This is a genomic window from Mesorhizobium sp. BH1-1-5, assembly GCF_020165615.1.
In the GTDB taxonomy this organism is placed as follows: domain Bacteria; phylum Pseudomonadota; class Alphaproteobacteria; order Rhizobiales; family Rhizobiaceae; genus Mesorhizobium.
On record NZ_JAIUIM010000048.1, the window covers coordinates 1 to 23,897 of the forward strand.

Genomic DNA, 23,897 nt, shown 5'->3' on the forward strand with positions numbered 1-23,897 from the left:
GGCCGGCCCGCGTTGCGGCGCGGCCGGACAAAGCAGATCCTCCAAACGCATCGAATGCGCGATCGGCCAGAAAGGAAGCGGACCGTCCATGCTGCGATTCCTGCTCATGCGCATAGCGTCGGCGATCCCCGTCCTCGCCATCTTGAGCCTCGTCACCTTCGCCATCATCCAGGCGCCGCCCGGCGATTATGCGGACTACATCAAATCGCAGCTCATCAACCAGGGCGGCGCTTCCTACGCCGAGGCGGACGCGCAGGCCCAGGCCTATCGGAAAGAACATGGCCTCGATAAGCCGCTGCCCGTCCAGTATCTCAACTGGATCGGCGGCATCGTCACGCGCGGCGATTTCGGCTACAGCCTCTACTACAACAAGCCGGTGGCCGATGTGGTGGGCGAACGCCTGCCGCGCACCTTGCTTCTGGCGCTGGTCTGCCATCTGCTCGCTTCTGTGCTCGGCATCACTTTCGGCATATGGGCGGCGACAAGGCAGTATAGCTGGATCGACTCGACGCTTTCGGCGATCTCATTCCTCGGCATGACGGTGCCGCGCTTCCTGATGGCGCTGGTCATCGTCTATCTGCTGGTCTTCCAGTTCAACGTCTCCGAGATCGGCTCGTTCTTCTCGCCGCAATATGGCGGCGCGCCGTGGTCGTGGGCGAAGTTCGTCGACCTGGTCAAACATGTCTGGCCGGTGGTGGCGATCGCGACCTTCGGCGGCCTCGCCTACAACATGCGCGTCATGCGCGGCAACCTGCTCGACACGCTGAACATGCAATATGTCGAGACGGCCAAGGCCAAGGGCCTGACCGGCGGCGCGGTGGTCATGCGGCACGCCGTGCCCAATGCGCTGCACCCGCTGGTGATGTATCAGGGCGTGGTGCTGCCCTATATGCTCACCGGCGAGATCGAGACGGCGATCATCTTCGCGCTGCCGACGGTCGGCCCGGCGATCGTCGGTTCAATGGCGGTGGGCGATGTCTATGTCACGGCGACCTTCATGATGGTGCTGTCGGCGACGCTGATCGTCGGCAACATCATCGCCGACATGCTGCTCGTGCTGCTCGACCCCCGCATCCGCCAGTTCGGAGAGCGCTAGATGCTGGCCCGCGATCCCTCACCCCCGCCGCCGGCCGAAGGCACCGTAACCGAATCCGCGCACGGCAACGAAAGCTATATCGCGCTTGTCTGGCGCCGCCTGAAGCGTTCCTGGACGGGCATGGCTGGGCTTTGCCTGGTCGTGCTGCTGCTGGCCATGGCGGTGTTCGCCGAATTCCTGGCGCCGATGGACCCGAAGGCGACCGATATCGCCTTCGCTCCGCCGCAGGTGCCCAGCTTCCACGACAAGGACGACAATTTCGCTGCGTGGCCGAGGATCTATGCGCTGGCCGAGTCGGCCGATCTCGATCCGGTCACCTTCCAGCCGATCGTCGGCCCCGACTACGACCATCCGCGGCTGCTCGGCTTCTTCGTCGAGGGCGCGCCCTACAAGCTGTTCGGGCTCATCCCGGCGGATCGGCATTTCTTCGGCTCGATGGACGGCCAGCCGGTGCATTTCCTCGGCACCGACAAGTTCGGCCGCGACGTGCTGTCTCGCGCCATCCATGGCTCGCGCGTGTCGCTGATGATCGCGCTGACGGTGGTCTTCATCATCACGGTCATCGGCACCAGCGTCGGCATGGTCTCCGGCTATTTCGGCGGCAAGTTCGATATCTGGATGCAGCGCTTCGTCGAGTTGGTGCTCGCCTTCCCGCAATTGCCGCTTTATCTGGCGCTGACGACGCTGATCCCGGTCACCGCGCCGACCAATGTCTTCCTCGGTTTCGTCATCATCGTCATGTCGGCGCTGGGCTGGGCGCAGATGTCGCGCGAGGTGCGCGGCAAGACGCTGGCGCTGGCGCGCATCGACTATGTGCGCGCCGCCATGGCGGTCGGCGCCACCGACCGGCGCATCATCCTGCAGCACATCTTCCCCAATGTGATGAGCCATGTGATCGTCGCGGTGACGCTGGCGATCCCGACGGTGGTGCTGCTGGAATCCTTCCTCGGCTTCCTCGGCTTCGCGGTGAAGCCGCCGCTGATCTCCTGGGGCCTGATGCTGCAGGACACCGCCACCTATTCGGTCATCGGCACCTATCCCTGGATCCTGTCGCCGGTCGGCTTCGTGCTGATCACCGTCTTTGCCTTCAACGCGCTGGGCGACGGCCTGCGCGATGCCGTCGATCCCTATTGAGGTGGCCGGGATGACGACGAGCGCGCTCGCAGACGATTTCGCACCGGCCCTCAGGCTCGACCATGACGTCCGTCATGAGCAGCCCATCATCGACGCCCGCAACATCGAGGTCGCCTTCAAGGTCGAGCACGGCACCGTCGAGGCGGTGAAGGACGTCTCGTTCCAGCTCTATCGCGGCGAGACGATCGCCATCGTCGGCGAATCCGGCTCCGGCAAGTCGGTCACGGCGCGCACCGTCATGGGGCTGTTGTCGCGCCGGGCGACGGTGTCGCCGCGGTCGAGCGTCGACTATCTCGGGCAGAATATCCTGAAGTTCCCGGAGAGCTCGCGGCGCAAGCTGCGCGGCAACCGCATCTCGATGATCTTCCAGGAGCCGATGAGCTCGCTCAACCCGATCTACACGGTCGGCAGCCAGATCGTCGAAGCGATCCGGGCGCATCGCAAGGTGAGCCGCAGGGAGGCCTGGGCAAGGGCGCTGGAGCTTTTGCGGCATGTCCAGATCCCCGAGCCGGAAGCACGCATCAAGCAATATCCGCACCAGCTCTCCGGCGGCCAGCGCCAGCGCGTCATGATCGCCATGGCGCTCGCCAACGACCCCGACGTGCTGATCGCCGACGAGCCGACCACCGCGCTCGACGTCACCGTCCAGGCGCAGATCCTCAACCTGATCCGCAACCTGCAGAAGGAATTGCGGATGGCGGTGATCCTGATCACCCACGACCTCACGGTGGTGCGTAAGTTCTCCGACTACGTCTATGTGATGCAGCATGGCGAGATGCGCGAGCACAACGTCACCGAGCAGCTCTTCGCCAACCCCCAGCATCCCTACACGCAGCGGCTGCTCGCCTCCGAGCCGCGCGGGCGGCCGCAGCCGCTGCCGGAGGGGTCCGGCCCAATCCTCGAGGCGAACGACGTGCGCGTCTGCTTCATGCTGCGCCACGGTAGTTTCCTCAAACCGGACTGGCGCGAACTGGTCGCGGTCGACGATCTCGGCCTGAAGCTCTGCCGGCATGAGACGCTGGGGCTGGTCGGCGAATCCGGCTCCGGCAAGACCACATTCGGCCAGGCGCTGCTCAGGCTGCAGGACGCAAAACGCGGTGAAATAAGCTTCGACGGCCAGCCGATCGAGAAGCTGTCGCGCGCCAAGATGCGGCCGCTGCGCGCGCGCATGCAGATCGTCTTCCAGGACCCGTTCTCCTCGCTCAATCCGCGCATGACGATCGGCCAGATCATCGAGGAAGGACTGGTCGTCAACAGGCTGGGCGCGACGCGGCGCGAGCGGGTCGAGCGGGTGCGCGAAGCGCTGGTCAGCGCCGGCATGCCCGGCAACATCCTGTCGCGCTTCCCGCATGAATTCTCCGGCGGCCAGCGGCAGCGCATCGCGATCGCGCGCGCCATCGCGCTCGAACCCGAATTCATCCTGCTCGACGAGCCGACTTCGGCACTCGACCTTTCGGTGCAGGCGCAGATCATCGACCTGTTGCGCAAGCTGCAGGACGAGCGGGGCCTCAGCTACCTGTTCATCTCGCACGACCTCAAGGTGGTGCGGGCGCTCTGCCACCGCGTCATCGTCATGCAGCACGGCAAGATCGTCGAGCAGGGACCCGTCGACGAGGTCCTTTCCAATCCCAAGACCGCCTACACCGAACGGCTCGTCAGGGCCGCTTTCGACGTGGCCTAGAAGTGCCGGAGGTTTTAGAAGTGGCAAGAAATCCCAGGATCACGTTCATCGGCGCCGGCTCGACGGTGTTCATGAAGAACATCGTCGGCGACGTGCTGCAGCGGCCGGCGCTTTCGGGCGCGACGATCGCTTTGATGGACATCAACCCGCAGCGGCTGGAAGAAAGCGCGATCGTCGTCAACAAGCTGATCGCGACGCTGGGCGTCAAGGCGAAGGCCGAGACCTATTCCGATCAGCGCAAGGCGCTTGCCGGCGCCGACTTCGTCGTCGTCGCCTTCCAGATCGGTGGCTACGAACCCTGCACCGTCACCGATTTCGAAGTGCCGAAGAAATACGGCCTGCGCCAGACGATCGCCGACACGCTCGGCGTCGGCGGCATCATGCGCGGATTGCGGACCGTGCCGCATCTGTGGAAGATCTGCGAGGACATGCTCGCCGTCTGCCCGGAGGCGATCATGCTGCAATATGTGAACCCGATGGCGATCAACACCTGGGCGATCGCCGAGAAATATCCCGCGATCAAGCAGGTCGGGCTCTGCCATTCGGTGCAGGGCACCGCGATGGAACTGGCGCACGACCTCGACCTCCCCTATGCAGAAATCCGCTACCGCTCGGCCGGCGTCAACCACATGGCGTTTTATCTCAAGTTCGAGCATCGCCAGGCGGACGGCTCCTACCGGGACCTCTATCCCGATCTCGTGCGCGCCTATCGCGAAGGCCGCGCGCCGAAGCCGGGCTGGAATCCGCGCTGCCCGAACAAGGTGCGCTACGAGATGCTGACCAGGCTCGGCTATTTCGTCACCGAAAGCTCGGAGCATTTCGCCGAATACACGCCCTATTTCATCAAGGACGGCCGCGGCGACCTGATCGAGAAATACGGCATTCCGCTCGACGAATATCCAAAGCGCTGCATCGAGCAGATCGAGCGCTGGAAGGGCCAGGCGGAAGCCTATCGCTCGGCCGACCGGATCGAGGTCGAGCAGTCCAAGGAATATGCTTCCTCGATCATGAACTCGGTGTGGACTGGCGAGCCGTCGGTGATCTACGGCAATGTCCGCAACAATGGCTGCATCACCTCGCTGCCTGTCGACTGCGCGGCGGAAGTGCCGTGCCTGGTCGACGCCTCGGGCATCCAGCCGACCTATATCGGCGACCTGCCGCCGCAGCTGACGGCGCTGATCCGCACCAACATCAACGTCCAGGAACTGACGGTGCGGGCGCTGATGAGCGAGAACCGCGAGCACATCTACCACGCCGCGATGATGGACCCGCATACCGCGGCCGAGCTCGATCTCGACCAGATCTGGTCACTGGTCGACGATCTGCTTGCAGCGCATGGCGACTGGCTGCCGGCCTGGGCGCGCGGAGGCCGCAAGAGCGCGGCGGCTTAGGTGCCGGCCTTCTCGCGCGCCACGGCCTGCCAGCCGATGTCGCGACGGCAGAAGCCCTGCGGCCAGTCGATACGATCGACTGCCGCGTAGGCCTTGGCCTGCGCCTCGCTGACCGTCTTTCCAAGCGCGGTGACGTTGAGCACACGGCCGCCATTGGCGACCAGCGCGCCGCCATTGATGGCGGTGCCGGCATGGAAGACCTGGACGCCCTCGCCTTCCGCCTTGTCGAGGCCACGGATGACCGAGCCCTTTTCCGGCGTGCCCGGATAACCCCTTGCCGCCATCACCACGGTCAACGCCGCCGCGTCGCTCCAGCGGATGGACATATGCGCGAGCTGGCCGTCGACGGCGGCGTTGAGCAGGACGAGCAGGTCGTCCTTCAACCGCATCATCAGCACCTGGCATTCGGGATCGCCGAAGCGGGTGTTGTATTCGATCAGCTTGGGGCCCTGGTCGGTGATCATCAGGCCGGCAAAGAGGACGCCGGCGAAGGGCGCGCCGATATTGGCCATGCCGCGCATGGTCGGCTCGATGATCTCGCGCATGGTGCGCTCGGTCATTTCCGGCGTCATCACCGGCGCCGGTGAATAGGCGCCCATGCCGCCGGTGTTCGGCCCGGTATCGCCGTCGCCGACTCGCTTGTGGTCCTGCGCGGTGCCGAAGGGCAGCGCGGTCGCGCCATCACACAGGCAAAAGAAACTCGCCTCCTCGCCCGTCAGATATTCCTCGACCACGACCTCGGCGCCGGCGGCGCCGAAGGAACCGTCGAAACAGGCTTCGAGCGCGGCGACCGCCTCACCCAGCGTCATGGCGACGGTGACGCCCTTGCCGGCGGCGAGCCCGTCGGCCTTGATGACGATCGGCGCGCCGGTCTTCTCGACATAGGCCTTTGCCGAGGCGAGGTCGCCGAAGCGGCCATAGGCGGCGGTCGGGATGTTGAACCTGGCGCAAAGATCCTTGGTGAAGCCCTTCGAGCCCTCCAGCCTCGCCGCAGCCTTGGACGGGCCGAAGACGCGGATGCCCCAGGCGCGCAGATCATCGGCGATGCCGGCGACCAGCGGGCCTTCCGGGCCGACCACGACGAGATCGATCTTCTTTTCCTGGCAGAAGGACGCGACGGCGGAATGGTCGGCAACGTCGAGCTTGACCAGCTCGCCGACACGGCCGATGCCCGGATTGCCGGGCGAGGCGTAGAGCTTCGTCAGCAGCGGCGAGGCGGACATCTTCCAGGCGAGCGCATGTTCGCGGCCACCCGAGCCGAGAAGAAGAACGTTCATGGCCACCTCTTGCTGATCGTCTCCCTGAACCCGCTATTGGTCCGCGGGCGATGGGTCAAGGCATCTTGGCATTTCGGCGGCAATTGCGCACGGGAACATGGCCCCCATCAAGAGGGATAAGATAAGTCCCGCGTTCGGCTAGCCTAGAGCAATTCCAGGGAGATTAGCTGAAGCCTCCTCAACCTCGTCATGTATGGGCGGAGCAAGGAGCGAAGCGGACGCGCAGACCCTAGAATCCATGCGGTTACCTTAGCCGAAGGATGCAAACGGCGCAGAATTCTGCACCGTCGCGGCGCTTCAAGGTCACGGAATTCTCGGGTCTGCGCGTCCGCTTCGCCCGTGGCGAGGCAGGGCCGTTCAGCTCTGGAAAACGACTGGGAACCAATCTTCGCGCAGTTTCTGGCCGGGCTTCATGTCGTGGCCGGTATAGGGCGGCGAGGTGCGGCCGGGACGCTCGACATAATGCGCGTCGTCGCCGACCCAGCGCAGCGACAGCGCCCGGCGCCGCGCCGAGGTCATGTTGCCGCGCGCGCCGTGAGCGGTGCGAAAGTCGAACAGGATGGCGTCGCCCGGCTCCATCTCCCATTCCAGCACCTTCATCGACGGGTCGTTGTCGGGATCCGGCACCGGCAGGTAGTCGCCCTCGCCAGCATAGAAATTGTCGTCGTTCAACCAGCGCACCGGCAGGACCATCTTTTCCCATTTGTGCGAGCCGGCGATCAGCCGAAGCGTGGCCTCCTTCACCGGATCGATCGGAATCCAGAAGCTCACCGTCTGGCTGCCGTCGACGAAGTAATAGGGAATATCCTGGTGCCAGGGCGTCGGCTTCTGCGTGCCAGGCTCCTTGACCAGGACGTGATCGTGGAAGAACTGGGCGCTGCGCGACTGCATAACGGCGGCGGCGAGCTCGGCGGCCGGCGATTCGCGCACGATCCTGACGAATTCCGGGATGCGCTCCCAGTTGCAGTAATCGTCGAAGAAGCTGCCCTTGCCGCCGGCGATGTCGGAAGCCGTGGCGCTGCGGTTCTGAATGTTGCGTTCGATGCCTGCGGCGATGACGTCGACCCAGTCCTTGAAGGCGCCGCGGACACAGACCGCGCCGTCGCGCTGGTAGTCGGCAATCGTCGAGGCATTGATCTTCGGGCTGGCCATGGCGCTCGGTCTCTTTGTTTGACGCAATTCCGGACGGAAAACCGCTGCACACTTTTCCTGGAATTGCTTTCCTTGTTTGACGCAATTCCGGACGGAAAACCGCTGCACACTTTTCCTGGAATTGCTTTCCTTGTTTGACGCAATTCCGGACGGAAAGCCGTCTCACACGTTTCCTGGAACTGCTCTTGGTTCGGTGACGCGACTATCGCAAGCGTTGGACATCGCGTAAAATAATAACTTGTCATCTAGTTTATAGTTTTTTCCTATGAGACCGACTCTCACCCAATTGCGCTATGTCGTTGCCGTGGCCCGCCATGGCAGCGTGACCGCCGCAGCGTCGGCGCTGAACGTGTCGCAGCCGTCGATCTCGGTGGCGATCGACAATGTCGAGGATGCGCTCGGCCAGAAACTGTTCGTGCGCCAGCGGGGCAGCGGCGTTGCGCTGACGTCCTTCGGCCGCAGGGCCGTCGCCAAGGCAAGGCAGGTGCTGGGCGAGGCGGACGAGCTGGCGGCGCTCGGATCGCGCGACACCGATGTCGGCGGCGAGCTGATGCTCGGCTGCTTCGAGGATCTGGCTCCCTATTTCGCGCCGGCGCTGATGCGTGCCTTCGCCGAGCGCTGCCCGGCCGTCACCGTCGTCATCGGCGACGAGACCTTCGACACGCTGGGGCGGCGCCTGGCCGACAGCGCGGTCGACCTCGGCCTCACCTATGATCTCGGCCTTCCAGGCCATTTCAAGCGCATTCTTCTGCACGAGCTGCGGCCGCACGCGCTTCTGCCGGCCGGCCATGCGCTGGCCGACAAGCACGCCGTCAGCCTGGCGGAGCTCGCGCAGCATCCGCTGATCACCACCGACCAGCCGCACAGCTGGCAGCACATGCTGGACCTTTTCCTCAGCCGTGGCCTGTCACCGATCGCCCGGGCGACGACGAGCTCGTTCGAATTGCAGCGCTCCATGGTGGCCAATGGTTTCGGCGTCGCGGTCAGCTACACCAGGCCGCGTGGCGACATGAGCTATGACGGCCTGCCGCTGGTCTGCAAGCCGCTCTCCGATCCGCTGCCGATGCAGCGCATCATCCTGACGCATGACACGCGCCAGCGCCTGTCGAAGGCGGCTGCGGCGTTCATCGACGTCGCCAAGACATGGTTCGCCGGTCACGATGTTTTCACTGCTTAAGCGACACTGCGGCCGCTTGACGGCGCCACTCGCGACTGTCACTTCAACGTGATGGAACCCGTCCAGTCGAAAGCGATCCAGGGCCGTGTCGCCGACGCGCCGAGCGGCCATTGGGTCTACCGCGTGCTGCCGCGCTGGCTATGGCCCTATGCGCAGCTCGCGCGCTGGGACCGGCCGATCGGCTGGCAATTGCTGTTGTGGCCCTGCTGGTGGTCGGCGGCACTTGCCGCGGGCGCTTATCCGCGTCCGACCGACCCGCTGCTGACGCTGCTTCCGGCGCCCTGGTACCTGCTGCTGTTCTTCATCGGCGCCGTCGCCATGCGGGGCGCCGGCTGCACCTATAACGACGTCGCCGACGAGGGCATCGACAACCAGGTCGAGCGCACCCGTTCGCGGCCGCTGCCCGCCGGCAAGGTGACGCGCCGCCAGGCCTGGGCTTTCGTCATCATCCAGGCGCTGGTGGGCCTGGCCGTGCTGCTGCAGTTCAACAGCTTCGCCATTCCGCTCGGCATCGCCTCGCTGGCGATCGTCGCCGTCTATCCCTTCATGAAGCGCATCACCAGCTGGCCGCAATTCGTGCTGGGACTCGCCTTCTCCTGGGGCGCGCTGATGGGCTGGGCGGTCGAGTTCGGCGACATCGATGACCCGGCGGTCATGCTCTATATCGGCTCGATCCTGTGGGTGATCGGCTACGACACGATCTACGCGCATCAGGACAAGGAAGACGACGCCATCGTCGGTGTGCGCTCCACCGCGCGGCTGTTCGGCGACAATACCAAGACCTGGCTGGTCGGGCTCTATGGCGGCGCGCTGGTCTGCTTCGCCATCGCCTTCGCTTCGGCGCAGGTGCCGGTGGTGTCGCTGGCCGGACTGATCGCCGCCGGCGCGCATATGGCGCGCCAGATCATCCGGCTCGACATCAACAATCCGGACCAGTGCCTGAAACTGTTCAAGTCGAACAACCAGGTCGGCTGGCTGATCTTCCTCGGCCTGATCGGCGGGTCGGTCTGGATATGGCTGAAGCCGCTGGTGTAGCGGGGCGCGCCCTTCTCCCCGTACGGGGAGAAGGAAAAGGCGCAGCTACTCCCTTGCGATAATCTCCTGGCCGTCGATGACGAGCCTCAAGCCAAGATTGCCGGCCTTGCGGCGGGCGAGGAAGCGCGGGCGGCGCATGGTGGAGACGCGGCCCTTGCGGCGATCCTGCGGCGGCAGCGCCTTGATGGCGACGCCGAGCGATTCTTCCAGCGTGCGGGCAATGCCGTCGGCCTCGATCAGGAGCATCGGCAGGCGATAGGCATCGGCCCAGGCGCGCCAATCGGCGGCAACGTCCTCGAGGTCGTCGGCGACCAGAAGCGGCACCGACAGCATCGGATCATTGTGCAGGAGTTCCAGCGTCACGGTCACATTGCCGTCCGGATCCTCCATGGCGCGGGCGGCGACGCCGCGGAACGCCTTGGCGGGCAGCGCGATGATCGCCGGCACGCCGCTCATTTCCAGCATGCGGCGGATGACGGCGCCGCGCTGGTCGATGGTGAAGGTCACATCGCCATAGTCGTCGCGGGTGGCATAGCTCACCATCTGCGGCAGGCGAAACGGGTCGAGACGCATGTTGCGCCCGGCCCAGACTGGCTTCAGTCCAGTGTTCATCGATGTCTTCCCTGTTATTCCTGAGGGCCGTTTTTCCGGTTCTCTCAGGGCCGGTTTTTCCGGCCTCGTTATGGGAAGAAACATTAGCGCTGGCTTCTTACCGGCGCGCTTAAGAAAGTCGGTTAAATTTTGCTGATCTCAGGGATGGTTATCGGAATGCGACCGGCCACCAGATATGGGAAGGATCAGATAACCTTACCGGGATTCATGATGCCGGCCGGATCGAAGGCCGTCTTCACCCGCCGCATCAGGTCGATCGCCATCGGCGGCGCCGTGGCGATCAGCTCGTCGCGCTTCAACTGGCCGATGCCGTGCTCGGCCGAGATCGAGCCATGGAAGGAGCGCACGACGTCGTGCACGGCCTTGTTCATGGGATGGTAGAGCTCGAGGAACGCCTCGTCCTGCCAGTCGACGGGGCGCGAGATGTTGTAGTGCAGGTTGCCGTCGCCCATATGGCCGAAGCAGACGACGCGCGCGCCGGGGCAGACCCCTTCCACCACACCGGCCGCCTTTTCGATGAAGTCCGGGATCGAGGCGATCGGCACCGAGATGTCGTGCTTGATCGAGGCGCCTTCGGGCTTCTGGCATTCGGGCAGCGTCTCGCGGAAATTCCAGAAAGCGTCGCCCTGAGCCAGGCTTGCCGATATCACCGCGTCGCCGACGATGCCTTGCTCGAGGCCGGCTGAAAGAATCTCCTCGATCAGCGCCTTGCCGTCTTCTTCGGAACGGCCGGACGAAACCTGCATCAAGACATACCAGGGCCAGTCGTCGGCCAGCGGCCGCGTGATGCCTTGCCCATGTTTCAGCGTGAAGTCGTAAGGTCTTCTGGCGATCAACTCGAAAGCGGTGAGCGAGGCGCCGGCGCGGTCCATCGCCAAGGTGAACAGCGACAGCGCGTCTTTCGGGGACGACGGCAGGCCGGCAAAGGCGACCTCCCTGCCCTTCGGTTTCGGAAACAGTTTCAGCACCGCGGCGGTGATGATGCCGAGCGTGCCTTCGGCGCCGACGAAGAGGTTCTTCAGATCGTAGCCGGTGTTGTCCTTCTTCAATTTGCGCAGGTCATCGAACACCTCGCCGGTCGGCAGCACGACCTCGACGCCGAGGCAGAGCTCGCGCGCATTGCCATAGGCCAGCACGCCGGTGCCGCCGGCATTGGAGGACAGATTGCCGCCGATCTGGCAGGAGCCCTGGGCGGCGAGCGAGAGCGGAAACAGCCGGCCGGCGGCGTCGGCCGCTTCCTGCAGCGTCTGCAGGATCACGCCGGCCTCGGCGGTCACCGTGTTCGACAAGACATCGATCTCGCGGATGCGGTTCAGCCGCGACAGCGACAGCACGATGTCTCGGCCGGACTTGTCCGGCACCTGGGCGCCGACCAGCCCCGTATTGCCGCTCTGCGGCACGATCGGCGTTCCGGTCTCGGTCGCCAGCCGCATGATGCGGCTCACTTCCTCGACGCTGCCGGGCCTCAGCACCAGCGATGTCCTGCCATGCCAGAGGCCGCGCCGCTCGGTTATGTAAGGCGCGATGTCGGCCTGGTCGCGCAAGGCATATTTGTCGCCGACGATGGCCACGAAGCGGTCGATGACGGCGGGATCGAGATCGAAGGACTGATCGTTCATGGGTCAGAACCTAGAGCAATTCCAGGAAAAGTGCGAAGCGGTTTCCGTCCGGAATTGCGTCAAAACAAAGAGATAGGCTCAAGCGGTCTTGTCACGCGGCGCGGCGGCGCGGGCAAGCCGATCGTTGATCGCCTCGCCCAGGCCCTCGAACGGGATAGGCTCGACGGCGATGGTCGCGGCGCCGACGCGGTCGAGCGCCTGCATATAGGCGAACAGATTGCTGGCCGCCTCGCGCAGGTCGCCCGCTTCGGAAAGGTTGCGCAACGCAACGGCCCGTTCCCAGCCTTGGGCGCGCTTGCGGCCGAAGGCAAGCAGCGCCTCGCCTTCGGCAATTTCTTCGACATTGAGCCGCATCGCGGCGCCCGGCGCGTAATGCGAGGCGAGCATGCCCGGCGCCTCGATGCCAACGGCGCCGCGCGACAATTTCGCGCCGGCCACCGCCTCGATCTCCTCGGCGCCGATGCCACCGGGCCGCAGCAGCCGCAATTTGCCGTTCTCAACCTTCACGATGGTCGATTCCAGGCCGACAGGCGTCGCGCCGCCATCGACGACCAGCTTGATCCTGCCGCCGAGATCGGCGGCGACCGCACCTGCCGTGGTGCCGCTGATCTTTCCGGAGGAATTGGCGCTGGGGGCGGCGAGCGGCCGGCCGAGCCGCGCGATCAGCTCGCCGCCGAAGCCGCGCGGCATGCGCAAAGCGATCGTATCCAGCCCCGCGGTGACCAACGGATGGATGCCGTTGCCGGCACGTTGCGGCAGCACCAGCGTCAGCGGGCCGGGCCAGAAGGCTTCGGCCAGTTTTGCCGACAGCGGATCGAACTTGGCGATACGGTCCGCCATGGCGCGATCGGCGACATGGGCGATCAGCGGGTTGAAGCGCGGCCGGCCCTTCGCCTCGAAAATGCGCGCCACGGCAACGCCGTTGGTGGCGTCGCCCGCCAAGCCGTAAACCGTCTCGGTCGGGATGGCGACGACGTCGCCGCCCTCGAGCAGCGCGAGGGCCTGCTCCAGAGCCTCGCCAATCGCCAGTATCTCAGCCAATTTCGCCACCAGTCCTGATGCATGTTGCCCAAAAGTGTGCAGCGGTTTTGGGACAACGACATGCATGAAACAAAACCTAAAGCGCGTCGATTGAATCCGTTTCAACGCGACGCGCTTTAGACATGCCGGTCCCGTAATACGGCCGCCTCCATCGGGCAAGTGCGGGCATTGGCGATTTATCAATCCCTAAAATGTTAAGTTTCCGAGCAAGCCGGCCTCAATGTGCCGGCCCTAAGGTGCGGGTTCGGTGCGGTTGCGGGCTTGGGAGTTGTTGTGATGCGTCTGCTTGGAGCGTTCGGTATCAGCCTTTTGGCGATGAACGGCGCGGCACATGCTTCGTCGATCGTCGTGCTTGGCGCCTCGACCTCGACGCCTTCGTTCATCAGACTGACTGCGATCGAGCCGGCCAAGCTGTCCGGGGCCATGACGCCGTCGATGATAGCGCTCGGCGATCCTATGCCCGCCGTCACCGACGAAAAGGTCGCGGCAATCCCCGAGAAGTCGGGGCACCGGCTGGCCCCGATGATCATTCGCGGCGGCATTGTCGGCGGTGCTTTCGCAACGCCGGCGGCAACCGCGTCGGCCAAGGCCGCAACACCGACGACCACACCCGCCGCCACCGCGCCGGCAAACGGCACTTCGCCGGCAACGCCCGCGAACGGCACCGCCTCGAACGGCAACAGCAAAACCGGCAGCCAGCCGGCCGCGACAGCCAGTGCATCGGGTGGCTCGCAGCCGCAAAACACCCCGTCAGTGCCGCGCGCCGGCAAGGCGATGTAGATCGCACTGCATACCGCCTCGATGTGCTAGGCGCTTAACTCTGTCCGATTCCCGTCACCGGGATCGGGCACGATGGGGCTGGCGTTCAACAAGGGGGTTTCATGACTGTTTCGAAAGCAATGGCGGTTGCCGGGCTGGTGGCTGCAACGACACTGGGTGCGGGTTCGGCGCGGGCCGACGACATGCTCGGCTCCTACGTCGCGCGGATTTCCGATCGCGACCATCGCGCCAGCGACGGCTATCCGCTCAGCAGCGCGGCGCAGATGGTGCGGCAGGACCGCGCCAACTGGCATAAATTCCACCGGCGCGACAGCGACGACCAGGGCGATTCCTGGTTCCGCAGCGACGGCTCGCGCGCCGACCTGCAGCGCATGCTGGAACGCGGCGGCGCGATGAGCAGCTCGACCCGGCGCGCCATCATCAATGGCGAGCCGCTGATCGAGGTCGACGTCTATCCGGATAGCGTGCGGGTCAGCATCGTCGAAGATTGACGAATCAATCTTCCTGATTGCCGAGCCTGACGAAAAAGGGCGACGCGTAACGCGCCGCCCTTCATGCTTCAGACGACGTGAGACGGCTCAGGCCGCTTCTTCCTTGTCGTCATCGTCGGACTCGTCGGCGTCGCCTTCATCCTCGTCGCCATCTTCATCCTCGTCGTCGCCCGAGGCTTTGGCTTCTTCGTCAGCGTCATCGTCTTCGTCGTCGCCGTCTTCGTCGTCATCTTCATCCTCGTCGTCCGACTCATCGTCGGCCGAGGCCGTGGCTTCCTCGTCATCGCCTTCTTCCTCGTCGTCTTCGGAAGGATCGGCGGATTCGACCGCTGCAGCGGCGGCATGGTCGAGGAGGTTTTCGGAAGCGGCTTCGATGCCCTCGGCGGCGGCCGGGGTCTCTTCAATCAGGTCGATATCGTCAACGGAATTCATGGCATGCCTCCGTGGTTTGGGGACGTCTTACGGCGCGCCACGCGAAACGATTTCGGGGAACGCGCCTTAAGTCTTTGGTTGATGCATGTCGTTGCCCCAGAACCGCTCAGCGCTTCTGGACGACACGCATCAGTTGTCCCATGCGGAGGTCATCGTCATATGACTGTAAGCCGGCTCCGGCGCATTAAATTTCGGGCGCCGAATTGTCGAGGAATGCCCGCATCCTAGCGAATGCGGGCAAGTTCGAAGGCGCTATTTTTGCGCTATCAGCCGACGATTTTTGAAAAATCCGCGACTTGATCGATGGCGGTCCGGATGCGTGCGAGCAGCGCCAGGCGATTGGCGCGCACGGCCTGGTCCTCATCATTGACGAGAACGCCTTCAAAAAATGAATCAACCGGTTCGCGCAACACGCTAAGCGCCAGCATAGCAGCGGAAAAATCTTCGTTTTTAATTGCTTGGCCGGCTTCCTTCTCAGCCTGATTCACCGCGGCATTGAGCTTCTTTTCCGCTTCCTCGCGGAACAGCGCCGGCTCAACAGTCTCGGCGACCAGCGTTTTCTTCTTCTCCTCGGCAGCCAGGATATTGGCGGCGCGCTTGGTTCCGGCAAGCAGGTTCTTGCCTTCCTCGGTGTCGAGCAAGGAACCCAGCGCCTCGACGCGGCGCACGATCTGCAGGAGATCGTCGGACCGCGGCGTGATGACGGCATCGATCAGGTCATGCCGCGCGCCCTGGTCGCGGAGGTAGACTTTCAGGCGGTCGTGGAAGAAGGCCAGTAGGTCGGACGATTGGCCCGCGCCGCCTTTGAAATTTGCGAAAGCCTTGGCGAAAACAGACGTCAGCGCCAGACGGATGCGGTTCTCGATGAGGATCCTGACCACGCCCAGCGCAGCGCGGCGCAGCGCAAACGGGTCCTTGCTGCCCGTCGGCTTTTCATCGATCGCCCAGAAGCCGGTGAGCATGTCGAGCTTGTCGGCCAGCGCCACGGCAACCGAGACCGGATCGGTCGGCACGCGGTCGGATGGGCCCTGCGGTTTGTAGTGCTCCTCGGCGGCCGCCGCGACCGACGGATGCTCGCCCTGCAGCAGCGCGTATTTGCGGCCCATTGCTCCTTGCAGTTCCGGAAACTCGCCGACCACCTCGGTTTGCAGATCGGCCTTGGCGAGCACCGACGCCCGGGCGACGAGCGCGCTGTCGGCGCCGACGATCGGGGCAAGCTCCTCGGCCAACCGCTTGATGCGCGCGACCCGCTGCCCTTGTGTGCCCAGCTTGGCATGGAAGGTGACGTTGAGATGATCGAGCCGCGCCATGCGCTGGTCGAGTGGCTTCTTCAAATTGAGATCGAACTTCGCCGCGGGTTCCTTGAGCTGCTCAAGGTCCGGCAGGTCGCCCTGGTCGGTCCGCCAGAAATAGAGCGCGTCGGACAAGCGCGAACGCACCACCTTGCCGTTGCCGTAGGCGATCTCCCGGCCGCCGTCCTTGGCCTCGATATTGGCGGTGAGGATGAAGCGGTTCGAAAGCTCTTCGCTGGTGGCCTGCGGCCGGGTGACGAAGCATTTCTGGTTGGCGCGGATGGTGAGGCGGATCACCTCGCTCGGGATGGTGAGGAAATCCTGCTCGAACTCGCCCATCAGCACGACCGGCCATTCGACCAGGCCGGAGACTTCCTCCAGCAGGCCTTCATCCTCGACTAGGTCGAGGCCGTTGGCAAAGGCGACGTTGCGGGCATCGGCGAGGATGATCTCCTTGCGCCGGTCGGCATCGAGCACGACCTTGGCCGCTTCGAGCTTAGACACATAGTCGTCGAAGCGGCGCACGGTGATGGCGCCCGGCGCATGGAAGCGGTGGCCATAGGTGATGTTGCCGGCGCGGATGCCGTCGATCTCGAAATCGACCACCACTGGCTCCTCGGTCTCCGGGCCGAAGGTGCAGACGATCGACTGCAGCGGCCGCACCCAGCGCAGCGCGCCGGGTTTTGCCGAGGCCGGCCCCCAGCGCATCGATTTCGGCCACGGGAAGTTTTTGACCATGCCCGGCACCAGCTCGGCGATGATCTCTTCGGCGGCCCGGCCCGGCTTCGAGATATGAGCGACGTAGAAGTCGCCCTTCTTCGGATCGGAATGGACATGGGCGTCGGCGATCGATGAAAGCCCGGCCTTGCGCAGGAAGCCTTGCACCGCCTGCTCGGGCGCCGTGGTCGAGGGACCCTTGATCTCCTCGCGAATGTCCTTGGAGCGCGCGGTCAAGCCCCTTATGTCGAGGGTCAGGCGCCGCGGCGTCCAGTATTCGCGCGCCGCCTCATAGGTCAGACCCGCCTCGACCAGACCGTCGGTCAGCATCTTCCTGAGGTCGCCGGCAGCCTTGCGCTGCATGCGGGCGGGGATTTCCTCGGAGCGAAGTTCGAGCAGCAAGTCGGGCATAATTGAGCTCCCTACCCTCCCCTCGATGGGAAGGGCCGGCGCGTCAGCGCCGTAACGAATGGGCGGGAAATAGCAACTCGGCCGGCCGCTGTCACCCCGCTAGCAGATCGCGTCGTCGACCGATTTCGCGGAATTTTTCGGCCCGCTGTCGGAACGGCGCCGGCCTACCCGTCCTTGGAGCAGAACTTCCCATGAACCGAACGCTGCGCTGAAGCGACAAACGCTCAGGCAGAGACCTATTGGCTGAACGACGATGAAGACGGCATCGAGAACCCTGCAGATCCTGGCGCTCAGCGCCTGCTTCGCCGCCCAGGCGCATGGCACGATCACGATGCCGGGGATCAGGCAGGCCATGCGCACGATCGACGGCGCGACGGCGCAGATCGTATTGCCGGTCGTCACTGCCATCGAACCCGTGAAGGCCGTATCGGTTTAAGCCGCCGCCAGCCCACCCGCCCGTGTCTTCAGGAACGCCTCGCCGCAAGCCTTGGCCAGATTGCGCACGCGCAGGATGTAGCTTTGCCGCTCGGTGACCGAGATCACGCCACGAGCATCGAGCAGGTTGAAGACGTGGCTTGCCTTGATGCACTGGTCGTAGGCCGGGAAGACCATGCGGTGCATCGCCAGATTGTCGCTCGGCTTCGGCGTGCCGGCATCGAGCAGCGCCTTGCACTCGGCCTCGGCGTCCTCGAAATGCCTGAGCAGCATCGCGGTGTTGGCGAATTCGAAATTGTGACGCGAATATTCCTGCTCGGCCTGCAGGAAGACGTCGCCGTAAGTGACCTTCTCGGCGCCCTCGCGGCCGTTGAAATTCAGGTCGTAGACATTGTCGACGCCCTGAACATACATGGCGAGCCGCTCCAGCCCATAAGTCAGTTCGCCCGCCACCGGCGCGCATTCGATGCCGCAGACTTGTTGGAAATAAGTGAACTGCGAGACTTCCATGCCGTCGCACCAACACTCCCAGCCGAGGCCCCAGGCGCCCAGCGTCGGGCTTTCCCAGTCGTCCTCGACGAAACGGATGTCGTGCAGCAGCGGATCGACGCCGATCGCCTCGAGCGAGCCGAGATAGAGTTCCTGCAGGTTCGGCGGATTGGGCTTCAGGATCACCTGGTACTGGTAATAATGCTGCAGGCGGTTCGGGTTTTCGCCGTAGCGGCCGTCCTTCGGCCGGCGCGACGGCTGGACGTAAGCGGCGTTCCAGCGCAACGGGCCAAGCGCGCGCAAGGTGGTGGCCGGGTGGAAGGTGCCGGCGCCGACTTCCATGTCGTAGGGCTGCAGGATGAGGCAACCATAGTCCGCCCAGTAATTGTGCAAGGTCAGGATCAGCCCCTGGAAGGAGCGGCTGGGATGCATATGGGCGGGGATCTCGATGGTCACGGCGGCCTCGGAAAGCGCAGGATGACGCTTCCCTAGTTGCCGGGCCGGCGAGCGTCAAGGCGGTGGCTCATGTCCGCAAGGCGGAAAGCTTTGCCGCACGCTGGCCCATTGCCGTCGAGAGCCGGTCGCCGTTTGCTCCATTCCGCGTCAACGACAGAGGTTTCGCTATGTCCGGTCCACGTACCGTCCGACCCGTCACAAGGCACGATTATGAGCAATGGCTGCCGCTGTGGGACGGCTACAACGCGTTTTACGGGCGCTCCGGCCCAACGGCGCTTGCCGGCGAGATCACGCAGATGACGTGGTCGCGCTTCTTCGACGCCTATGAGCCCATGCATGCGCTGGTGGCCGAGCGCGACGGCAACCTTCTCGGCCTCGTCCACTATCTCTACCATCGCTCGACGACGTCGATCACGCCGAGCTGCTATCTGCAGGATCTCTTCACCACAGAGGCGGCGCGCGGCCAGGGCGTCGGCCGGGCGCTGATCGAAGGCGTCTACGAACGGGCCGGCCGAGCGGGCGCGAACCGCGTCTACTGGCTGACGCATGAGACGAACCACACGGCGATGCAGCTCTACGACAAGGTCGGCGAGAAATCCGGATTCGTCGTTTATCGCAAGATGTTCTAGTTCCTCGACATAGGGATTTTGAAAGTCGTCATTGTCGACGGGCAAGTTTTTTCGCCGGTCATTTCCGTGAAGTCGGCACAAACGCCGAGGATTGGCTGAGGCCACCCGAACCTCGTCATTCCAGGGCGGAGCAACCGCGAAACGGCGGCGCGGAGACCCTGGAATCCATGCCGTGACCTTGATCAAAAAGTGCAGCGGAGCAGAACTCTGCACCGCCGCAGCGCTCATGCGTCACGGAATGGATCCTCGGGTCTGCGCGCGTCGCTTCGCTCCTTGCTCCGCCCGTGGATGACGATCGCGATGGGCGTTTCGGCCAATCTCCAACGCATGCCGCCTGCCAACGCAAACACAGATTTCTCCGCCAGAGCGTTTCACCGTTTCACGGAAACGGCGAACCGCTCTATCCCTTTGTTTTTACGCAATTCCGGACGGAAAACCGCTCACACTTTTCCTGGAATTGCTCTACGGACTGGCGTTAGCCGATATTCAAGCAGGGCCGAACCGACCTAAGCTCGGCAGACGCCAAGCCGAAACGAAAACGGGGCTCGACGAGCCCCGTTTTCTTGAACGTCGACGAAAGTCGCTCAGCCTTTCGGCGCGGGCGTCGGCTCCGGCTTCACTTTCGGGGTTTCCTGCGCGGTGCTGGATTCGATCGGCGGCAGGCCCTTGAGCAGCTTCTGCTGCAAGGTGGCGAGCACATCAGGATCCGGCTTCAGGTCGCGCGCCTGGGTCCACTGATAGGTGGCCTCCAACTTGCGGCCGACGCGCCAATAGGCATCGCCGAGATGGTCGTTGAGGACCGGATCCTCAGGCTTCAGCGAGACGGCGCGCTCCATCTCGCGCACGGAGTCGTCGAAGCGGCCCATGCGGAAATAAGCCCAGCCTAGCGAATCGACGATGTAGCCGTCGTTCGGCCGCAGGTCGACGGCCTTCTGGATCATCGCCAGACCTTCCTTGAGGTTCATGTTCATGTCGACCCAGGAATAGCCGAGATAGTTCATGACCTGCGGCTGGTCGGGCTGCAGCTCCAGCGCCTTGCGGAAGTTCGGTTCCGCCTTCGGCCATTCCTTCAGCCGCTCATAGGCGATGCCGCGCTGGTAGAAGATGTTCCAGTTGGCGGCGGTCGGCGTCTTCAGCTGCTCGACGGCCTTGTCGTAGAGATTGGCGGCCGAGCGGAAATCTTCCTTCGAACCATAGACGCCGCCAAGCGCCAGATAGGCGCGCATGTCTTCCGGGTGCTTGTCGAGATAGGCCTTGAGGTGGGAAATCGCCTCGTCATGCTTGTCGAGATCGGCGAGGTTGAGGCCGATCTGCAGGTCGGAGAGCTCCTTCAGCGGCGAAGACGCCGGGATGCGGCGGTAGAGCGCGACGGCGCCTTCGCCGTCCTTGAGCTGCTCGGCAACGGCGGCAAGCTGCACCAGGGCGGCGTCGCTGTCCGGCTTCAGCGCCAGCGCGTATTGCAGGTAAAGCCGCACGAAAGGCTCGCCGCCGCCGCGGTTGAGCGCGGTGGCAAGGTCGAGCAGGATTTCGGACGCGCCGTCGGCCGGACCGGCCACCAGCGGCTCGATCTTGTCGCCCTTGGCGATGCGGTCGCGCAGCGTGGTGATCTCGAGCTTGCCCGGCGCGAAGGCCTCGGCCTGGTTCAACACCGCCAGCGCCTTCGACTTGTCGCCTTTGCGGGCGAGGAACGAGGCATAGGCCTGGGCGTTGCGCATCCAGGTTTCGGGCGCGGAGCCGCCGGCCGTGGTATCGGCCATCGTCGCGGCGTAGATCTCGTCGGCCTTGTCATTCAGGCCGGCGGCGTCGGCGATCAGCGCGCGGTGGAACGACTTGAACAGGCCGAACCAGTCCGGACCCTTGAGCTTGTCGATGGAATCCATGGCCTCGGACGCGTTGCCGGCGCCCTCCTTGGCCCAGCCGTCCATGACGCCGGAAAGCAGACGGTCGAGATCGGATTCGAGCGAGAGCTTCAGCCAATACTGCGCCTTGGCGTAGTCCTTCTTATGGAAGGAATCGATGGCCAGCGCCAGACGCGAGAAGCGCTCGACATCCGGCACTTCCTTCAGCTTGTCGGCATAGACCAGCGATTCTTCGAAGCGGCCTTGCGACACCAGGGCGAGCATCAGGCTCTGCTGCAGATCCTTGTCGTCCGGCGCAAAGGCCAGCGCCTGCTTATAATAGGCGATCGCGTCGTCGAGGTCGTTGTCGCTTTCAGCGATATGGGCCGCAAGATAAGCGCCCGAGAAAGACGTGATCTGCAGCGGTTGGGCATCTTCCTTGGCCTGGACCGGCAGCACCCAAAGCGCCACACCGGCCAAAAATGCCAGCCTCGTCAGCCAGCGCGCACGTCCTTGCCGCATCGTATCCCTTTCAGCCAGACGCGATCCCGCCCTTGGCGGACCGCCCACAGACTCGATCTTTTCCGGTCAAAGCATGGCCTTTTTGGGGTCGAGCTTCAATCGCCGAGCGAATCACAATGCAATCATCCGGCTTAAAAAACGATGCCGCGCCACCGAATAATCCCGCGCGGAGGCCCGGGATGCCCATGCAGGCATCGGATTGCCTAGATCAGGATGTCGTTCCGTTGAATCGTCACCCTGATCTAGCTCCTTGTCGGAGCATGATCTTTTCCGAAAACCGGGTCCCACTTTTCGGGATCATGCTCTAAAGACGCGTATCACTGAACCCGCCGGCGGCAACCGTGTCGCACAGGCCGGACCATTCGCAGCCGGAGCACGCCTGGCGCGTCAGGCCGGCGGCAAAAGCCTTCCGCATCCCTGCCAGGCTGGAGGCGTCCAGCACGAACCGGTCGCCGTCCTCGATCGGCCGGCCGAGCAAAGCCCCCACGCCGCGCGCGGCGAGCCCATCCCGCTCGGCGGCGCTTTGGCGCAGGCAATGCGGCTCCGGCTCACCGATCAGCGGTGCGCAGATGTCGTCCGGACCGGAAACAATCACCACCCCCTCGCCCTCGCCCAGCCGCTTCACCACCTTGTCGTAGTTGGCGGTGAAGGCGGGCGAATAGCCCTTGCCGACATAGGTCAGCAGGCAGAGCAGATGATGGGCGCGCAGCCTGACGGTCATCTGTTTACAGGCGATCGGTTACCGAGGATCGGGCGGCCGGTTGCCCGAAACCAGCTTCAGTGTCGCAGCGCCCAGCGCCGACTTGAGCAGGCCGCCGACGATGAAGGGCAGGAAGCCGAAGGTGATGGCCTTCTCGGCGCCGATCATGACGGCAAGCCACGCCGTGCCGAGAACCAGGCAGAGCAGGTTGCCGATCAGCATGGCGGCGAAGGCAAGCAGGACGCGGTTGCCGTTCCAGCCGCGTTCGGCCAGCCAGCCGACGACGGCGCCGACGACCGGGAAGGCGAAGAGATAGCCGCCGGTCGGACCAACGAAATGCTGTATGCCGGCAGCCCCGCCCGCCAGCACCGGAAACCCTGCCGCGCCTTCGACCAGCCAGGCGGCAATGGTGAGCGCGCCGAAGCGCCAGCCATAGAGGGCACCGACCAGCGTGACGGCGAAGGTCTGCATCGTCACCGGCACCGGCACCATCGGCACCTCGATATAGGACGACAGCGCCAGGAACAGCGAGCCGAGAATCACGGCGCCGATCTGCCAGGCGAGCGAACGGCTGTGCAGCCGCAACGGGCTGAAGGAGGGCTTGTCGGTCGAAACGGCTGCGTTGGTCACGGTGTCTTCCCTGGTTGATTTGAAATTATAGATAATTTCTTCGTTCGATCTATTATCGAATCCATATTTTCGGGAAGATGGCAAGCCCCAGGGAGTTCGTCATCCTAGGGCGGAGCGACGCGAAGCGGAGCGAAGACCCTAGGATGACGAAGCTGGGGTCTCGACCAATCGCATCTGCCCAGTTCGCTACCCCACGATGGCGAAGGCGTCGCGGGTCCTGCCGGAGGCGGTCTTGACCGGCTTCTGGCCGATCCATTGTACGTGACGACCGAGGGTCGCGGCGGCCGATTCGGTGTTGCCTTGCCTCAGCGCGCCGAGGATCGCGCGATGATCCTGGTCGGTGCGGGTTTCCCACTCGGAACGCCAGGCCGCGAACAGGAAGCGCGCACTCGCCGCATGCAAATCGTCGATGGTGGAGAGCAGGCGCGGCATGTTGCAGGGCGCCAGGATCAGCCGGTGGAAGGTGCGATTGGCCTCTTCCCAGGAGCGCACGTCGCGGGACTTGTCGCCGGCCTTGGTCGCCTCCTCGGCAAGGTCGAGGATCGACGCCGTCAGATGCGGCGCGGCATGGCGCAGCGCCAGCACTTCGAGCGCGGCGCGCATCTCGGCCACTTCCCTGACCTCGCCGAGATCGAAGGAGGCGACGCGCACGCCGCGCCTAGGCTCGCTGATCGCCAACCCTTGAGCCTCGAGGCGGCGGAAGGCCTCGCGCACCGGGACATGGCTGGTGTTGAATTCCTCGGCGACATGGTCCTGGCGCAGCCGCGAGCCGGGCTCGATGGCGCCCGAAATGATGCGGTCCGCCAGTTCCTTGCTGATGCGGACGGCGATCGTGTCTTCTGTGCTGGCCATATTTTATA

22 protein-coding genes are annotated in these 23,897 nt (G+C 64.3%); 10 read left to right on the top strand and 12 right to left on the bottom strand.

Annotation, left to right across the window (positions count from 1 at the left end; genetic code table 11):
* The first annotated feature begins 88 nt into the window (after positions 1–88).
* From LB572_RS33525 to LB572_RS33540, 4 genes are read left to right on the top strand one after another with little or no spacing between them, the layout of a single operon-like run.
* On the top strand, positions 89–1,096 hold the full coding sequence (locus tag LB572_RS33525; protein WP_140805924.1) for an ABC transporter permease: 1,008 nt from the start codon (positions 89–91) through the stop codon (positions 1,094–1,096).
* The gene (locus LB572_RS33530; RefSeq protein ID WP_224670811.1) at positions 1,097–2,230 is read left to right on the top strand and encodes an ABC transporter permease; all 1,134 of its coding nucleotides are present in this window, start codon (positions 1,097–1,099) and stop codon (positions 2,228–2,230) included. It abuts the gene before it with no gap.
* A 10-nt stretch (positions 2,231–2,240) separates the two neighbouring features.
* Positions 2,241–3,911, top strand: coding sequence for an ABC transporter ATP-binding protein (locus LB572_RS33535; protein ID WP_224670812.1), 1,671 nt, complete (start codon positions 2,241–2,243; stop codon positions 3,909–3,911).
* Positions 3,912–3,931: 20 nt separating this feature from the next.
* Entirely contained in the window at positions 3,932–5,302 is a 1,371-nt protein-coding gene (locus LB572_RS33540) for an alpha-glucosidase/alpha-galactosidase (protein ID WP_140805918.1), read from the top strand.
* On the opposite strand, the gene purD is transcribed toward LB572_RS33540, so the two are convergent.
* Together purD and LB572_RS33550 are read right to left on the bottom strand one after the other, a co-directional pair.
* Entirely contained in the window at positions 5,299–6,579 is a 1,281-nt protein-coding gene (gene purD / locus LB572_RS33545) for a phosphoribosylamine--glycine ligase (protein WP_224670813.1), read from the bottom strand. The two genes, LB572_RS33540 and purD, sit on opposite strands and share 4 nt — an antisense overlap.
* 357 nt (positions 6,580–6,936) lie before the next feature.
* A complete protein-coding gene (locus LB572_RS33550; protein WP_224670814.1) occupies positions 6,937–7,731 on the bottom strand; it encodes a phytanoyl-CoA dioxygenase family protein in 795 nt (264 codons plus the stop codon).
* Between the two features lie 265 nt (positions 7,732–7,996).
* Here LB572_RS33550 and LB572_RS33555 point away from each other — a divergent pair, with 265 nt between their 5' ends.
* Entirely contained in the window at positions 7,997–8,908 is a 912-nt protein-coding gene (locus LB572_RS33555; protein ID WP_140805912.1) for a LysR family transcriptional regulator, read from the top strand.
* Between the two features lie 51 nt (positions 8,909–8,959).
* On the top strand, positions 8,960–9,943 hold the full coding sequence (gene ubiA, locus LB572_RS33560; protein WP_224670829.1) for a 4-hydroxybenzoate octaprenyltransferase: 984 nt from the start codon (positions 8,960–8,962) through the stop codon (positions 9,941–9,943).
* 45 nt (positions 9,944–9,988) lie between these two features.
* Here the strand turns inward: ubiA and LB572_RS33565 are convergent, their stop codons facing one another.
* The 3 genes from LB572_RS33565 to LB572_RS33575 form a co-directional block, all read right to left on the bottom strand.
* Positions 9,989–10,555: a DUF6101 family protein gene (locus LB572_RS33565; protein ID WP_140805910.1), complete on the bottom strand. Its 567-nt coding sequence runs from the start codon at positions 10,553–10,555 to the stop codon at positions 9,989–9,991.
* A 185-nt stretch (positions 10,556–10,740) separates the two neighbouring features.
* Positions 10,741–12,174: an FAD-binding oxidoreductase gene (locus LB572_RS33570; RefSeq protein WP_224670815.1), complete on the bottom strand. Its 1,434-nt coding sequence runs from the start codon at positions 12,172–12,174 to the stop codon at positions 10,741–10,743.
* A gap of 78 nt (positions 12,175–12,252) precedes the next feature.
* Positions 12,253–13,215 carry an L-threonylcarbamoyladenylate synthase gene (locus tag LB572_RS33575; RefSeq protein WP_224670816.1) on the bottom strand — a complete coding sequence of 321 codons (963 nt, stop codon included), beginning with the start codon at positions 13,213–13,215 and terminating at the stop codon, positions 12,253–12,255.
* Between the two features lie 276 nt (positions 13,216–13,491).
* Here LB572_RS33575 and LB572_RS33580 point away from each other — a divergent pair, with 276 nt between their 5' ends.
* Both LB572_RS33580 and LB572_RS33585 read left to right on the top strand, forming a co-directional pair.
* A complete protein-coding gene (locus tag LB572_RS33580; RefSeq protein WP_224670817.1) occupies positions 13,492–13,995 on the top strand; it encodes a hypothetical protein in 504 nt (167 codons plus the stop codon).
* A gap of 101 nt (positions 13,996–14,096) precedes the next feature.
* Entirely contained in the window at positions 14,097–14,486 is a 390-nt protein-coding gene (locus tag LB572_RS33585) for a hypothetical protein (RefSeq protein WP_224670818.1), read from the top strand.
* Positions 14,487–14,573: 87 nt separating this feature from the next.
* On the opposite strand, the gene LB572_RS33590 is transcribed toward LB572_RS33585, so the two are convergent.
* Positions 14,574–14,918, bottom strand: coding sequence for an ATPase (locus LB572_RS33590; RefSeq protein WP_224670819.1), 345 nt, complete (start codon positions 14,916–14,918; stop codon positions 14,574–14,576).
* Between the two features lie 266 nt (positions 14,919–15,184).
* Positions 15,185–17,338, bottom strand: a complete 2,154-nt coding sequence (gene glyS, locus LB572_RS33595) for a glycine--tRNA ligase subunit beta (RefSeq protein ID WP_224670820.1) — start codon at positions 17,336–17,338, stop codon at positions 15,185–15,187.
* Between the two features lie 253 nt (positions 17,339–17,591).
* Between glyS and LB572_RS33600 the strand changes: the two genes are divergently transcribed.
* Positions 17,592–17,774, top strand: a complete 183-nt coding sequence (locus LB572_RS33600; protein WP_140805900.1) for a hypothetical protein — start codon at positions 17,592–17,594, stop codon at positions 17,772–17,774.
* Here the strand turns inward: LB572_RS33600 and LB572_RS33605 are convergent.
* Positions 17,771–18,694 carry a glycine--tRNA ligase subunit alpha gene (locus LB572_RS33605; RefSeq protein WP_176480037.1) on the bottom strand — a complete coding sequence of 308 codons (924 nt, stop codon included), beginning with the start codon at positions 18,692–18,694 and terminating at the stop codon, positions 17,771–17,773. The two genes, LB572_RS33600 and LB572_RS33605, sit on opposite strands and share 4 nt — an antisense overlap.
* A 191-nt stretch (positions 18,695–18,885) precedes the next feature.
* Between LB572_RS33605 and LB572_RS33610 the strand changes: the two genes are divergently transcribed.
* Positions 18,886–19,347, top strand: coding sequence for a GNAT family N-acetyltransferase (locus tag LB572_RS33610; protein ID WP_224670821.1), 462 nt, complete (start codon positions 18,886–18,888; stop codon positions 19,345–19,347).
* A gap of 584 nt (positions 19,348–19,931) precedes the next feature.
* On the opposite strand, the gene LB572_RS33615 is transcribed toward LB572_RS33610, so the two are convergent.
* The 4 genes from LB572_RS33615 to LB572_RS33630 form a co-directional block, all read right to left on the bottom strand.
* Positions 19,932–21,707 carry a tetratricopeptide repeat protein gene (locus LB572_RS33615; RefSeq protein WP_140805894.1) on the bottom strand — a complete coding sequence of 592 codons (1,776 nt, stop codon included), beginning with the start codon at positions 21,705–21,707 and terminating at the stop codon, positions 19,932–19,934.
* A gap of 304 nt (positions 21,708–22,011) precedes the next feature.
* The gene (locus LB572_RS33620; RefSeq protein ID WP_224670822.1) at positions 22,012–22,428 is read right to left on the bottom strand and encodes a DUF1284 domain-containing protein; all 417 of its coding nucleotides are present in this window, start codon (positions 22,426–22,428) and stop codon (positions 22,012–22,014) included.
* A gap of 18 nt (positions 22,429–22,446) precedes the next feature.
* On the bottom strand, positions 22,447–23,037 hold the full coding sequence (locus LB572_RS33625) for a biotin transporter BioY (protein WP_224670823.1): 591 nt from the start codon (positions 23,035–23,037) through the stop codon (positions 22,447–22,449).
* Between the two features lie 186 nt (positions 23,038–23,223).
* Positions 23,224–23,889: a GntR family transcriptional regulator gene (locus tag LB572_RS33630; protein WP_140805889.1), complete on the bottom strand. Its 666-nt coding sequence runs from the start codon at positions 23,887–23,889 to the stop codon at positions 23,224–23,226.
* Between the last annotated feature and the right edge of the window lie 8 nt (positions 23,890–23,897).